The sequence below is a fragment of the Stenotrophomonas maltophilia genome (assembly GCF_002799245.1).
GTDB lineage: Bacteria > Pseudomonadota > Gammaproteobacteria > Xanthomonadales > Xanthomonadaceae > Stenotrophomonas > Stenotrophomonas maltophilia_S.
Genome location: NZ_NEQV01000010.1, coordinates 72,884 through 86,660, shown reverse-complemented (window position 1 = coordinate 86,660; position 13,777 = coordinate 72,884). Strand labels below are relative to the sequence as shown.

The window sequence follows — 13,777 nt, the reverse complement described above, 5'->3', positions numbered from 1 at the left end:
CAAGGGAAATAGAATTGAAGTGCGGGCTGATCCCGTTCCGCCTTCCATTCAGTGTTGTCCATGCTATGTCATTGCAGCGCCATTGCTGGTGGGCCTTGCACGGAAACGCCACGCCGCGCAAAGCCGCCAGCGCCCGTTGCAACGAAGGGGGCGGGGGGCCGGTGCTATAGTTCGGCCGATTCCCGGCCGCTACCGGCCGGCCCTGTGAATGGCTACTGCGGACTGCTCTCGATGCCCCTGCCGACCGTTATCCCGTGCCGCCTGCGCGGCCTGTCCCTGCTGACCCTGCTGGTGGCCGGCCTGGCCGGTTCCGCCCAGGTGCTGGCGGCCGACCTGCTGGACCTGGAATACCGCCCGCTGGCCAGCAAGCAGCAGGTCAACCTGCAGCAGCGCTACCACGGGCAGGTGCTGCTGGTGGTCAATACCGCAAGCAAGTGCGGCTATACCCCTCAGTACGAAGGCCTGGAGGCGCTGCAGAAGCGTTATGCCGGCCGCGGCTTTGCCGTGCTCGGTTTCCCGTCCAACGATTTCAAGGGCCAGGAGCCGGGTGACGAGAAGCAGATCCAGGATTTCTGCACGCTCACCTACGGCGTCAAGTTCCCGATGTTCGAGAAGGTGCATGTGGTCGGCGCGGAGGCCACGCCGCTGTACCAGCGGCTGACCGCAGCCACCGGCGTGGCGCCGGGCTGGAACTTCCACAAGTACCTGGTCGGTCGCGATGGCAAGGTCATCGCCCAGTTCGCCAGCAAGGTGACGCCGGACGATCCGCAGCTGACCGCGGCGATCGACAAGGCGCTGGCCGCCGCCGCCACGCATTGATATCCGGCGCGGATGCCTCGACATCGACGGCATGCGTGCGACAATGCTTCTTTTCGCGCCGACGTCGGCGCCCAGACACTTCCAGGAATGCAGCGAATGAAGATGGGAATGCGCGGCGCCGCGGCGTCGGTTCTGATTCTGGCGATGGGCACTTCGGGTGTCGCTTTGTCGCAACAACCGGCTGCCCCCGCGGCCGCCAAGGAGACCGCAACCTTGAATTCCCCCAAGCAGAAGCTCGGCTACGCCATCGGCCTTGATGTCGCCAAGTCGTTCACCCCGATCGCCGATGAGATCGATGTGGCCGCGCTGCGCACCGCCGTGGAGCGTTCGTTCGAAGGCCTGCAGCCGCAGATCACCCAGGAACAGGCCAAGGCCACCGATGCCGCGCTGCGCCAGGTCGTGATGGCCCGCAGTGGCCAGCAGGTGCCGGGCATGGCTCCGGGTTCGCAGCCGCCGAAGGTTGATCGCGTCAAAGTGTCGCAGATGATCGGCTCGTACTCGGTCGGCCCGTCGCTGGCACAGCTGAAGGACGACATCGATGTCGCCTCGCTGTTTGACGCGATCAGCACCGGCCTGAGCAAGGGTCAGCCGAAGATGACGGAAGCTGACGCGACCGCCACCATCCAGGCCTTCATGGGCAGCAAGCAGGCCGAAATGCAGGCCAAGGCTGCCGCCGCCGCGCAGACCAACCGCGAGGAAGGCAACGCGTTCCTGGCCAAGAACAAGACCCAGCCGGGCGTGGTGACCACCCCGTCGGGCCTGCAGTACCAGATCATCCGCCCGGGCAGCGGCGAGCGTCCGCTGCCGAGCAGCAAGGTGCGCGTGAACTACGAAGGCAAGCTGCTCAACGGCACCGTGTTCGACAGCTCCTACGGTCGCCAGCCGGCCGAGTTCGGCCTGGACCAGGTGATCAAGGGCTGGACCGAAGGCGTCGCGCTGATGCCGGTCGGTTCGAAGTACCGCTTCTGGATCCCGGGCGAGCTCGCGTACGGTGAGAACGGTACCCCGGGTGGCCCGATCGGCCCGAACGCGACTCTGACGTTTGACGTCGAGCTGCTGGGCGTCCTGCCGTAAGCCACCACGGAGCCTGCACGGACATGCGCGTTGCGATTTTCGGTACCGGTTATGTAGGGCTGGTGACCGGTACCTGCCTGGCCGACGTCGGCCACCAGGTGGTCTGCGTCGATATCGACCAGGCCAAGGTCGATGGCCTCAACCAGGGCATCATCCCGATCTATGAGCCGGGCCTGGAGCCGATGGTGAAGGCCAACCACGCCGCGTCGCGGCTGGCGTTCACCACCGATGCCGCGGCCGCGATCGGCCACGGCCAGGTCGTGTTCATCGCCGTCGGCACGCCGCCGGACGAGGATGGCAGCGCTGATCTGCAGTACGTGCTGGCTGTGGCCCGCACCATCGGCCGGCACATGAGCGTGCCGACCGTGGTGGTCAACAAGTCGACGGTGCCGGTGGGCACCGCCGACAAGGTACGCGCCGCCATTGCCGCAGAGCTGGCTGCACGTGGCGCGGACATCGCCTTCGATGTGGTGTCCAACCCGGAATTCCTGAAGGAAGGCGACGCCGTTGCCGACTGCATGCGCCCGGATCGCATCATCATCGGCGCGACCAGCGCCGAGTCGGTGGCGGTGATGCGGCGCCTGTACGCGCCGTTCAACCGCAACCACGACCGCGTGGTGGAAATGGACGTGCGCTCGGCGGAGCTGACCAAGTACGCCGCCAACGCGATGCTGGCGACCAAGATCTCGTTCATGAACGAAATCGCCAACATCGCCGAGCGTGTCGGTGCCGACGTCGAGCAGGTCCGCCAGGGCATCGGCTCGGATCCGCGCATCGGCTGGCATTTCATCTACCCGGGCGCCGGTTACGGCGGCTCGTGCTTCCCCAAGGATGTGCAGGCGCTGGCCCGCACCGCGCAGCAGGCCGGCCTGGAGCCGAAGCTGTTGAACGCAGTGGAAGCGGTCAACGATGCGCAGAAGGGCCATCTGTTCGCCCTGATCCAGCGTCATTACGACAAGGGTGAAGACGAAGGCGTGCGTGGCAAGACCTTTGCCGTGTGGGGCCTGGCATTCAAGCCGAACACCGACGACATGCGCGAAGCCTCCAGCCGTCGCCTGCTGGCGCAGCTGTGGGAAGGCGGTGCGACGGTGCGTGCCTACGATCCGGAAGCGATGCACGAGTCGCAGCGCATCTTCGGTGAACGCGATGACCTGGTGTTCTGCAGCAACGCCAACGAGGCGCTGCAGGGGGCCGATGCACTGGTCGTGGTGACCGAGTGGAAGCAGTTCCGCAGCCCCGATTTCCAGAAGCTGCGCGAGCAGTTGAAGGACGCGGTGGTGTTTGACGGCCGCAACCTGTACGAACCGGCGGATGTGGAAGCGGCGGGCCTGGCGTATTACGGCATTGGCCGGGGGCGCTCGCTGCATGTCTGATCTGCTGCCCACCGAACGCGAGCAGGCGCTGGAAGCGCGCCTGGTCGAGCTGGAAATGCGCGTGTCCTTCCAGGAACAGGCGCTGGCCGAACTGAGCGATGCACTGGCCGATGCCCGCATGCAGGGCATGCGCAACGCCGACGTGCTGCGCGTGCTGCTGGAAGACCTGGGCAAGGTCCGCAACGCGCTGAATTCTTCCGATCCGGCGAGCGAACCGCCGCCGCCGCACTACTGATCCGAATCCTATGAGCGATACCCTCCGCGACCAGCTGATGGGCCTGGGCTTCAAGCCCGCGCCCAAGCCCGAGCGCAAGAATGATGGCCCCCGCCGTGATGGCCGCCCGCAGGGCAAGGGTGGCAACGGCAATGGAAAGCCGCAGGGCGCCGGCAGGGGCGAGCACAAGCCCGGCGAGCGTCGTGGGCATGGCCACGGTGGCCCGGGCAAGCCCGGCCAGTCGCGTGGCCCGGGCCAGCAGGGCCCGCGCAAGCCGCGCAGCGCTGAAGAGATGGACCTGGCCAAGGCCTATGCCATCCGCGCGCAACGGGAAAAGGAAGAGCGCATCGAGACCGAGCGCCTGAAGCAGGAAGAAGCGCGTGTGCGCCGCGAGGCCAAGGCCAAGCTGGAAGAACTGCTGAAGGACAAGGGCCTGAATGCCGAAGCGGCGGACATTGCCCGCCACTTCCCGTACGGCGGCAAGATCAAGCGCATCTATGTGACCGCCGAACAGCTGACCGCGCTCAACGCCGGCGAGCTGGGTGTGGTCCAGCTCAATGGCCGCTACCTGCTGGTGACCGCCGAAGTGCTGGCGCAGTCCGAAGCGGTGTTCGCCGCGTCGGTGGCACTGAAGGTCGACCCGAATGCGCCGGCCGAGGAAGATCCGTACGCGGACCCGCAATACCAGGTGCCGGACGACCTGGTCTGGTAAACGCGTGACCGCCGCGGGCGCGCTGCCGTCGCGGCCGTGGGGGAAGGGATGACCGCTGATCCAAGCCGCGGCTACGTGCCGCACATTGATGGCCTGCGCGCGATCGCGGTGCTGGCCGTCATCGTGTTCCACCTGGACCCGGCGTGGTTGCCGGGCGGGTTCACCGGCGTGGATGTGTTCTTCGTCATCTCCGGCTTCGTGGTCAGCGCGTCGGTGCACCGGCTGCCGCCGCTGTCGCTGGGGCAGTCGATGCTGCGCTTCTATGCGCGTCGCATCCGTCGCATCGCGCCAGCGCTGCTGGCCTGCCTGTTGCTGACCGCCGTGGCGAGCGTGCTGTTCATTCCCGAGTCGTGGCTCAGCGAAGCCAGCGACAAGACCGGGCTGATGGCGTTCTTCGGCTTCAGCAACTGGGTGCTGGCGGCGATCGGCAACGATTACTTCGCCCCCAGGGCCGAGTTCAATCCCTACACCCATACCTGGTCGCTGGGTGTGGAAGAGCAGTTCTACCTGTTGTTCCCGCTGCTGTTCCTGGCCTGGGCGCGCGGCGCACGCGGGCGCTGGATCAGCCTGGGCCTGTTCGCCCTGGTCAGCATGGCATCGCTGCTGCACGCCGCCCTGCTGGGCCTGCGGGAGGCGCCGCCGTCGTGGGCGTTCTACGCCACCAGCACCCGCCTCTGGCAATTGGGGGTGGGCGTGCTGCTGTTCCAGCTGCTGCACGTTCGCCAATCGCTGGACCCGGCAACCGGGCAGGCACTGAAGCGCGCTGCGCCGGTGTTCTCCCTGATCGCCATGGTGGCGCTGGCCCTGCTGGGCTGGGCCTTGTGGTCCGCGCGCGCAGGGCGTTCGCCGTGGCCTGACGGCCTGCTGCCGGCCTTCGCCACTGCAGGCCTGCTATGGGCATTGCACCACCATCCGCAGGCATGGGTGGCGCGGCTGCTGGCCAGCGCTCCGATGCGCCGAATCGGCCTGCTGTCGTACTCGCTGTATCTGTGGCACTGGCCGGTGTTCGTGCTGATGCGCTGGACCGTGGGCCTGCAGACACCATTGCAGATGACCGCTGCGATGGCGCTGGTGCTGCTGCTGTCGTGGCTGTCGTGGCGCTGGGTGGAACAGCCGTTCCGCGGCACATTGGCGCAGCACCTGCGCCCTGGTCGTTGGGTGCTGGCCGGCGCGGTCGTGCTGCTGTGCGCAGCCGGCATCCAGACGTTGCTCTATCTGCAGGCGCCGCGGCTGTCGTTGAGTACGGTCAGCCGGCATCCGGCCGATTGGTACCCCAATGGCAAGAGCGTGGCCGCTGACTATCCCGATTGCGCACTGATCGCCGCCAAGCATCGCTTCGAAGGCGGCAGTGCGCGGACCTATGCCCGTGGACAGTGTGACCGTTCACTGCCGGCCGGTGCGCCGAAGCGGGTGTTCGTTGCCGGTGATTCGCATGCGATGGCCTACATCGAGCTTCTGCAGCGGCTGGCGCTGGAAACCGGCTCGGAGGTTTCACTCTATGGCCGTGGGGGATGCCCGCAGGTGAGCCTGCAGAAGTGGCGCGGTGCGGGTGCCGGTTGTACCGATTTCGATGCGGCGGTGTTTGCCGATATCGCGCGGCGCGCGCAGCCGGGTGATGCCGTGGTACTGGTGTCGCTGCGGATTCCGCGCCTGTCCGACCAGTTCGTGTTGTTTGATGCGCAGGCGCAGTTGGCGGGCGAGTTGACCACGGAAGCTGCGGCGGGGCGCGAGGCGGAAGTGCTTGAGGCGGTCGCGCAGTGGCGGCCACTGGCCGAGCGTGGCGTGCGCATCGTGCTGGAGGCCCCCAAGCCGGTGCTGCCTGCGCCACCCTATCGCTGCTCGGATCGCTTCAATGCGGGCAACGAGGTCTGCCGCAACGGCCTGGACAGCACGCGCGAGGCGATGGAGACGCTGCGTGCGCCGATGCTGGGCAGCCTGCGGCAGGTGGTCGATGGGCTGCCGGGCGGCGTGCTGTGGGACCCGATGCCGGTGCTTTGCGACGGCGCGCTGTGTCCCGCGCAGCGCGATGGCCATCCGCTGTTCTTCGATGGTGATCATCTCAGCGCGCATGGCAATCGCGTGCTGCTGCCTTCGCTGCAGCAGGTGTTGCTGCAGCGCTGAATCGGGGTTCTGTCAGTGTGCGCTGCGGATCCGGCGTGCGCGTATCAACGGCAGGCTCAGCGCGAAGAAACAGAGCAGGGCACCCATCAGGGCGAAGCCGCTGCCGGCCAGGAACGCAGTGCGGCCGTCGTCGATCTTCCATAGTTGGCCTGCAATGAGTGCGCCCAGCACACCGCCGACACCGGACGAGAATCCGTACAGCAGCCCCTGGCCATGCCCGTTGAGGCGACCGGGGAAGTAGGTCGCCAGCATCTGCATCGCTGCCGCGAAGAACGCCGCAAAGCCCAGCGCATGCGCGGTCTGCGCCAGCAACATCACCGGCAGGTTCTGCGGGAACAGTGCGGTCACCGCCCAGCGCAGGCAGGAACTGACCAGCGCGATGAGCAGCATCCAGCTCGCGTCGTAGCGGCGGAAGAAGCGGCCGATGGTGAAGAACACGCCCACTTCGAAGACCACGCCGATGGTCCACAGCAGGCCCAGGGTGGAGGTGCGGTAGCCGTGATGGTCCATGTAGATCGAGAAGAACGTGTAGTACGGGCCGAATGACAGCTGCTCCATGAAGGCGGCCAGGAAGAACGCCAGCACCGGCGGCCGACGCACGATCTGCCAGAAGCCGCTGGCGTCGCCCGCGGTCTTGCCGATGTCGCGCGCGTAGCGGTTGCTGAAGGCCGAGGCGACCAGCAGCACGAACAGTGGCAGCATCATCCACGGCAGCCGCCCTGCGTGGCTGGTGGAGTCATCGCCTTCGATCAGCCATCCGAACAGGGTGACGATGGCGATGAAACCGAGGGAACCCCAGACCCGGATCAGCCCGTAGCGATGGCTGTCGTTGCCCAGGTGGGTGAGCGTGATCGACTCGAACTGCGGCATCACCGCGTTGTAGAAGAAGCAGAAGACCACCATCGCCGGGTACATCCACGGCTGCGGCAGTGGCAGCAGGAACGCGGCGAAGCTGAGCAGTGTCAGCACGCAGCCAACGCGCAGCAGTCGGATCGGTCGCGGTGATGCGGCCGCCAGCGAGGTCCAGGTGCTGGGCGCGATCACGCGGGTGGCATACCACAGCCCCATCATCACACTGATGGCGGTCACGCTCATGCCGCGAGCGGCCAGGAACAGGCTCCAGTATGGGGTGAACGCGCCCAGCGCCGCGTAATAGAACAGGTAGAAGCTGGAAAGACGGGCAACGGGAACGGTCATCGCCAGATGATGAGGCAAAAAGGGGACGGAGGGGATTAAGTCGCAAATGCATAAACGACTTAATCCCCTCCGTCCCCTTTTTGTGTCATTCGGGGTCGTAGTCGAGGTTGGAGGCCAGCCAGCGTTCGGCCTGGGCGCGGTCCACGCCCTTGCGCCGGGCGTAGTCGCTGACCTGTTCGCGGCTGAGCCGGCCGACCACGAAGTACTGGCTCTGCGGATGGCTGAAGTAGTAACCCGAGACAGCAGCCGTGGGCAGCATCGCGAAGCTCTCGGTCAACTCCATGCCTGCGTTCGCTTCGGCCTGCAGCAGGTCGAACAGGCGGCGTTTCTCGCTGTGCTCCGGGCAGGCGGGATAGCCCGGTGCGGGGCGGATGCCGCGATACTGCTCGTCGATCAGGGCTTCGTTGTCCAGCGTCTCGGCGCGCTCATGGCCCCAGAATTCGGTACGCACACGCTGGTGCAGGCGCTCGGCCAGCGCCTCGGCGAAACGGTCGGCCAGTGCCTTCAGCAGGATCGCGTTGTAGTCGTCATGGTCAGCCTCGAAGCGTGCGACATGCGTGTCGATGCCGATGCCGGCGGTGACCGCGAACGCGCCGATCCAGTCCTGGCGCCCGCTGTCGGCCGGCGCGATGAAGTCGGCCAGGCAGAAATCCGGGCGCTCGGCCGGCTTGTCCACCTGCTGGCGCAGGAAGTGCAGGGTGGTCTCGCCCTGCGGGTGCTGCACGCGGACATCGTCGCCGATGCTGTTGGCCGGCCACAGGCCGAACACGGCCTTGGCCGTCAGCCACTTCTCGCCGACGATGCGGTCGAGCATCGCGCGGGCATCGCGGTACAGCTCGCTGGCCTGGATGCCGACGATCTCGTCGGTGAGGATGGCCGGGAATTTGCCGGCCAGCTCCCAGGCCTGGAAGAACGGCGTCCAGTCGATGTAGTCGATCAGTTCGGCCAGCGGGTAGTCGTCGAATACGTGCAGGCCGGGCTGGTTCGGCGCCGGCGGCGTGTAGCTGTCCCAGCCGCCCTGGAATTTCTGCCCGCGCGCATGTTCCAGCGTGACCAGCCGCTTGGCGTCGCCACGATTGCGGTGGCGTGCACGGATTTCGGCATAGTCGGCTTCGTTGGCAGCGACGAAGGCCTCGCGCAGGTCGCGCGAGATCAGCGACTGGGCCACGCCTACCGCGCGCGAGGCATCCTTCACCCACACCGTGGGCGCCTTGTAATGCGGGTCGATCTTCAGCGCGGTATGCGCGCGCGAGGTGGTCGCGCCGCCGATCAGCAGAGGCAGGTCGAAGCCCTGGCGCTCCATCTCGCGGGCGACGTGGCTCATCTCCTCCAGCGACGGGGTGATCAGTCCGGACAGGCCGATCAGGTCGGCGCTGTGCTCGCGGGCGGCATCGAGGATCTTCTGTGCCGGCACCATCACGCCGAGGTCGACCACTTCGAAGTTGTTGCAGGCCAGGACGACGCCGACGATGTTCTTGCCGATGTCATGCACATCGCCCTTCACCGTGGCCATGATGATCTTGCCGTTGCTCTTTGCGGTGTCACCGCTGCGTGCCTTTTCCGCTTCGATGTAGGGCAGCAGGTAGGCCACGGCTTTCTTCATCACGCGCGCGGACTTCACCACCTGCGGCAGGAACATCTTGCCGGCGCCGAACAGGTCGCCGACGATGTTCATGCCATCCATCAGCGGCCCTTCGATCACGTCCAGCGGGCGGCTGGAGGCCTGCCGCGCCAGCTCGGTATCTTCCTCGACATAGGCGTCCAGGCCGTGAACCAGTGCATGTGCCAGGCGCTGCGCGACCGGCTTCTCGCGCCAGGCAAGGTCTTCGGTCTTCGCCGCGCCCTTCCTGCCCTTGTAGCGTTCGGCGATCTCCAGCAGGCGCTCGGTGGCATCGCTGCGGCGGTTGAGGATCACGTCCTCGACACGTTCGCGCAGCTCCGGCTCCAGCTCGTCGTAGATCGGCATGGCGCCGGCGTTGACGATGCCCATGTCCATGCCCGCGGCAATGGCGTGGTAGAGGAATACCGAGTGGATGGCCTGGCGCACCGTTTCGTTGCCGCGGAACGAGAACGAGACGTTGGAGACACCGCCGGAGACATGGCAATGCGGCAGAGTCTGCTTGATGATGCGGGTGGCTTCGATGAAGTCCACCGCGTAGTTGTCGTGCTCTTCGATGCCGGTGGCGACGGCGAAGATGTTCGGGTCGAAGATGATGTCCTGCGGCGGGAAGCCGATTTCGTCGACCAGGATGCGGTAGGCGCGGGTACAGATCTCGACCTTGCGCGCACAGGTATCGGCCTGCCCGCTTTCGTCGAAGGCCATCACCACCGCGGCGGCGCCGTAGCGCAGAACCTTGCGTGCATGTTCGCGGAACAGTGCTTCGCCTTCCTTCAGCGAGATCGAGTTGACCACGCTCTTGCCCTGCAGGCACTTCAGCCCGGCCTCGATCACGCTCCACTTGGAGGAGTCGACCATCACCGGAATGCGGGCGATGTCCGGCTCGGACATGATCAAGTTGAGGTAGCGGGTCATCGCCGCCTCCGAGTCGATCAGGCCCTCGTCCATGTTGACGTCGAGGATCTGCGCGCCGCTGGCCACCTGCTGGCGGGCCACGTCCACCGCTTCTTCGTAGCGGCCTTCCTTGATGAGCTTGCGGAACTGCGCGCTGCCGGTGACGTTGGTGCGTTCGCCGACGTTGATGAACAGCAGGTCCGGGGTGATGACCAGCGGTTCCAGGCCGGACAGGCGGGTAGGGCGGACAGGCGTCATGGCAGGCGGCGGCTCAGCGGCAATAGGGCGGGAAGTGCGGGACGCTGGCGGCGATGTTCACGCGGCCTGCTCCTGCGTGGTGGGCAGGGCGCGCGGCGGCAACCCGGCCACGGCGCGGGCGATCGCGCGGATATGATCGGGCGTGGAGCCGCAGCAGCCGCCGACCAGGTTCAACAGGCCATCCTCGGCGAAGCCGCGCAGGGTGGCGGCCATCTCTTCAGGCGTTTCGTCGTACTCGCCAAAGGCATTGGGCAGGCCCGCGTTGGGATGCGCGCTGACATGGCAGTCGGCGACCTGCGAAAGGGTCTCCACATGCGGGCGCATCGCATCGGCGCCCAGTGCGCAGTTCAGCCCGATCGACAGCGGCCGCGCGTGCGCCAGCGAGGCATGGAACGCTTCGGCGGTCTGCCCGGACAGGGTGCGCCCGGAGGCATCGGTGATGGTGCCGGAGATCATCACCGGCAGGCGTGCGCCACGCGCGTCGAACGCTTCTTCCAGCGCGTACAGCGCGGCCTTGGCATTGAGCGTATCGAAGATGGTCTCGACCATGAGGGTGTCGGCGCCACCGTCGATCAGGCCCTCGATGGCTTCGCGATAGGTGTCGCGCAGCTCGTCGAAGCTGGTGTTGCGGAAGCCCGGATCGTTGACGTCGGGACTGATCGAGGCGGTACGGCTGGTGGGGCCGATCACCCCTATCACGAACCGCGGCCTGCCCGGCGTGGTCGCGGCCACAGCATCGCAGCAGGCGCGTGCAACGGCGGCGCCGGCCTTGTTCAACTCGTAGACCAGGTGCTCGAGGTGGTAGTCGGCCTGGCTGACCGAGGTGGCGTTGAAGGTGTTGGTCTCGACCAGATCCGCGCCGGCGTCCAGGTAGGCGGTATGGATGTCGGCGATGATCTGCGGCCGGGTCAGCAGCAGCAGATCGTTGTTGCCCTTCAGGTCATGGCCTTCAGGCGCACCGTGGTCGCAGCCGGGACCATGTGCATGGTCATAGCCACCGGCGAAACGTTCACCGCGGTAGTCGTTTTCCTGCAGGCCATGGCGCTGGATCATCGTGCCCATCGCGCCGTCGATGATCAGGATCCGCTCGCGCAGGGCGTCGAGCAGGGCGTTGGCACGATCAGGTTGCAACCAGGGCAGGGCGGGCATGGCGGTCTCGGGCTCAGGGCTTGTTGGCGATCAGCGAAATCACTTCGAAGTGCGGCGGACGCTTCTCGCGGGTGACCGTCTCCAGGCTGGACACCTGCAGGCCGGCCTTGTCGACGAACTTGCGCAGCTCCTTGTCGCTGAAGCCGAGGTTGACGTGACCGTAGGCCTCCACTGCTGCCTTGTGCTCATGGCGGGCCAGGCTGCACAGCAGCAGGCGGCCGCCCGGGCGCAGCACGCGTGCAGCTTCGGTCACCGCCTGCGCTGGCTTGCTGGCGTAGGTCAGCGCGTGCATCAGCACCACCAGGTCGAAGCTGCCGTCCTTGAACGGCAGGGCATGCATGTCGCCCTCGCGTACTTCCACGTTGGGCAGCCGCCGCAGGCGCTCGCTGGCGGCGGCGACCACGCGCGCGCTGGTATCGATGCAGATGTAGCGCTTGGCGTGGGGGGCAACCAGTTCGGCCAGCACGCCGTCACCGGAGGCGATGTCGAGCACGTCGCCGGTCTCCAGCAGCGGCAACGCGGTGCGCGCGAGGGCCTCCCAGGTACGGCCTGGAGAGTAGTGGCGTTCCATGTCGCCGGCCACGCTGTCGGCCCAGTTCTGGTCGGAAGCGCGGTGGGCCAGCACGGCGGCGACGCGTTCAGCGTCCTGGCGCAGCAGCGGGTCATCGCTTCCGTTGCTCAAGGCATGCCACAATGCACGCTGCGCCGGGTCCAGCTGGGCCTCGTCGAAGCGGTAATAGGCCGATACGCCGGCACGGCGATCGCGGACCAGGCCGGCTTCCTTCAGGCGCGCCAGGTGGGTGGACACGCGCGGCTGCGCCAGCCGGGTGATCGCCGACAGTTCGGCCACGGTCAGTTCCTCCTGCTCCAGCAGCGCCAGCAGGCGCACGCGAGTGGCATCGGCGAACACCTTCAGGCGGGTCGACCAGTCTTCCAGATCCATAAACATCTACCTATCGCGATATAGAGATATATTTGCCGAGAAGGCCTGCCGCGGTCAAGTCGCCAGCGTACGGAAACAGCCGGGCCCCGGTACAATCGGAGCACCTGGGCGCGCCGTATGCGGCCCATAACTTCATGTACCCGGGAGGGTGTTGTGGATTTCAGCTTTACCGAAGAGCAGTTGATGCTGCAGGACGTTGCGCGGCGCATCGCGCAGGAAAAGATCGCCCCCAGCGCGGAGCACCATGACCGCACCGGCGAGTTCCCGCTGGACAACATCCGCCTGCTGGGCGAGAACGGCCTGATGGGCATCGAAGTGCCGACCGAATACGGCGGTGCGGGCATGGACCCGGTTGCGTACGTGCTGGCGATGGTGGAGGTCGCCGCCGCCGACGCAGCCCACTCGACCATCATGTCGGTCAACAACTCGCTGTTCTGCAACGGCATCCTCACCCATGGTACCGAGCAGCAGAAGCAGACCTACGTGCGTGCCATCGCCGAAGGCACGGCCATCGGCGCATTCGCGCTGACCGAGCCGCAGTCCGGTTCCGATGCCACCGCCATGCGCTGCCGCGCGGTGAAGCAGGCCGACGGCACCTTCGTCATCAATGGCAAGAAGAGCTGGATCACCTCCGGCCCGGTGGCCAGGTACATCGTGCTGTTCGCGATGAGCGAGCCGGACAAGGGCGCGCGCGGCATCACCGCCTTCATCATCGATACCGACAAGGCCGGTTTCGGTCGTGGCAAGACCGAGCCCAAGCTGGGCATCCGTGCCTCGGCCACCTGCGAGATCGAGTTCAACGATTACGTGGCGCAGGCCGAAGACGTGCTGGGCCAGGAAGGCGAGGGCTTCAAGATCGCCATGAGCGTGCTCGATGCCGGCCGCATCGGCATCGCCTCGCAGGCCATCGGCATCGCCCGTGCCGCCTATGAAGCGACCCTGGACTATGCGAAGGAGCGCAAGGCCTTCGGTGCCGCCATCGGTACCTTCCAGATGACCCAGGCCAAGATTGCCGACATGAAGTGCAAGCTGGATGCAGCACTGCTGCTGACCCTGCGTGCCGCATGGGTGAAGGGCCAGGGCAAGCGCTTCAGCACTGAAGCGGCCGTGGCCAAGCTGACCGCTTCGGAAGCGGCGATGTGGATCACCCACCAGGCCGTGCAGATCCACGGTGGCATGGGCTATTCCAAGGAAATGCCGCTGGAGCGCTACTTCCGTGATGCCAAGATCACCGAGATCTACGAAGGTACTTCGGAGATCCAGCGCCTGGTGATCGCCCGCAACGAAACCGGGCTGCGGTAGACACCAACCTCGGTTGGCAGGGTTTGGAGAGCGCCAACCAAGGTTGGCGACTACCGGCCATGCCGTTGCCTGGGTAGATGCCAACCTTGCTTGGCATGGATTC

Annotated in this window: 10 protein-coding genes and 1 pseudogene; 7 read left to right on the top strand and 4 right to left on the bottom strand. The window is 66.3% G+C overall.

Translation table 11 applies throughout. The features are described 5' to 3' along the window. The first annotated feature begins 231 nt into the window (after positions 1-231). The 6 genes from B9Y64_RS21605 to B9Y64_RS21580 all read left to right on the top strand — a co-directional run bounded on the left by B9Y64_RS21605 (position 232) and on the right by B9Y64_RS21580 (position 6,313). Positions 232-819, top strand: a complete 588-nt coding sequence (locus tag B9Y64_RS21605; protein ID WP_100442395.1) for a glutathione peroxidase — start codon at positions 232-234, stop codon at positions 817-819. A 96-nt stretch (positions 820-915) separates the two neighbouring features. Continuing rightward, on the top strand, positions 916-1,893 hold the full coding sequence (locus tag B9Y64_RS21600; protein WP_014037761.1) for an FKBP-type peptidyl-prolyl cis-trans isomerase N-terminal domain-containing protein: 978 nt from the start codon (positions 916-918) through the stop codon (positions 1,891-1,893). A gap of 23 nt (positions 1,894-1,916) precedes the next feature. Next, positions 1,917-3,266 (top strand): UDP-glucose dehydrogenase family protein, encoded by a 1,350-nt coding sequence (locus tag B9Y64_RS21595; RefSeq protein WP_049443188.1) that lies wholly within the window; start codon positions 1,917-1,919, stop codon positions 3,264-3,266. Beyond that, the gene (locus B9Y64_RS21590) at positions 3,259-3,501 is read left to right on the top strand and encodes a SlyX family protein (protein ID WP_005410256.1); all 243 of its coding nucleotides are present in this window, start codon (positions 3,259-3,261) and stop codon (positions 3,499-3,501) included. Before B9Y64_RS21595 ends, B9Y64_RS21590 begins: the two co-directional genes overlap by 8 nt. 10 nt (positions 3,502-3,511) lie before the next feature. Further along, the gene (locus tag B9Y64_RS21585) at positions 3,512-4,192 is read left to right on the top strand and encodes a DUF2058 domain-containing protein (RefSeq protein WP_100442394.1); all 681 of its coding nucleotides are present in this window, start codon (positions 3,512-3,514) and stop codon (positions 4,190-4,192) included. Positions 4,193-4,240: 48 nt separating this feature from the next. After that, entirely contained in the window at positions 4,241-6,313 is a 2,073-nt protein-coding gene (locus B9Y64_RS21580; RefSeq protein ID WP_100442393.1) for an acyltransferase family protein, read from the top strand. A gap of 12 nt (positions 6,314-6,325) precedes the next feature. Here B9Y64_RS21580 and B9Y64_RS21575 read toward each other — a convergent pair whose 3' ends face one another. The 4 genes and pseudogenes from B9Y64_RS21575 to B9Y64_RS21560 all read right to left on the bottom strand — a co-directional run. Next, complete coding sequence (locus B9Y64_RS21575) at positions 6,326-7,510, bottom strand: MFS transporter (RefSeq protein WP_100442392.1); 1,185 nt, start codon at positions 7,508-7,510, stop codon at positions 6,326-6,328. An 85-nt stretch (positions 7,511-7,595) separates the two neighbouring features. Continuing rightward, a complete protein-coding gene (metH, locus tag B9Y64_RS21570; RefSeq protein WP_100442391.1) occupies positions 7,596-10,280 on the bottom strand; it encodes a methionine synthase in 2,685 nt (894 codons plus the stop codon). 57 nt (positions 10,281-10,337) lie between these two features. Continuing rightward, positions 10,338-11,429, bottom strand: coding sequence for a homocysteine S-methyltransferase family protein (locus tag B9Y64_RS21565; protein WP_100442390.1), 1,092 nt, complete (start codon positions 11,427-11,429; stop codon positions 10,338-10,340). A gap of 145 nt (positions 11,430-11,574) precedes the next feature. After that, positions 11,575-12,372 (bottom strand): annotated as a pseudogene (locus tag B9Y64_RS21560) (ArsR/SmtB family transcription factor); the annotation flags it as partial. Between the two features lie 153 nt (positions 12,373-12,525). Here B9Y64_RS21560 and B9Y64_RS21555 point away from each other — a divergent pair. Next, positions 12,526-13,674: an acyl-CoA dehydrogenase family protein gene (locus B9Y64_RS21555; protein ID WP_100442389.1), complete on the top strand. Its 1,149-nt coding sequence runs from the start codon at positions 12,526-12,528 to the stop codon at positions 13,672-13,674. Positions 13,675-13,777 lie beyond the last annotated feature (103 nt).

Bases quoted from the DNA above. Each gene is read 5' to 3' on its own strand.
- B9Y64_RS21605 (WP_100442395.1), top strand. From the start codon at position 232: ATGCCCCTGCCGACCGTTATCCCGTGCCGCCTGCGCGGCCTGTCCCTG.
- B9Y64_RS21600 (WP_014037761.1), top strand. From the start codon at position 916: ATGAAGATGGGAATGCGCGGCGCCGCGGCGTCGGTTCTGATTCTGGCG.
- B9Y64_RS21595 (WP_049443188.1), top strand. From the start codon at position 1,917: ATGCGCGTTGCGATTTTCGGTACCGGTTATGTAGGGCTGGTGACCGGT.
- B9Y64_RS21590 (WP_005410256.1), top strand. From the start codon at position 3,259: ATGTCTGATCTGCTGCCCACCGAACGCGAGCAGGCGCTGGAAGCGCGC.
- B9Y64_RS21585 (WP_100442394.1), top strand. From the start codon at position 3,512: ATGAGCGATACCCTCCGCGACCAGCTGATGGGCCTGGGCTTCAAGCCC.
- B9Y64_RS21580 (WP_100442393.1), top strand. From the start codon at position 4,241: ATGACCGCTGATCCAAGCCGCGGCTACGTGCCGCACATTGATGGCCTG.
- B9Y64_RS21575 (WP_100442392.1), bottom strand. From the start codon at position 7,510: ATGACCGTTCCCGTTGCCCGTCTTTCCAGCTTCTACCTGTTCTATTAC.
- metH (WP_100442391.1), bottom strand. From the start codon at position 10,280: ATGACGCCTGTCCGCCCTACCCGCCTGTCCGGCCTGGAACCGCTGGTC.
- B9Y64_RS21565 (WP_100442390.1), bottom strand. From the start codon at position 11,429: ATGCCCGCCCTGCCCTGGTTGCAACCTGATCGTGCCAACGCCCTGCTC.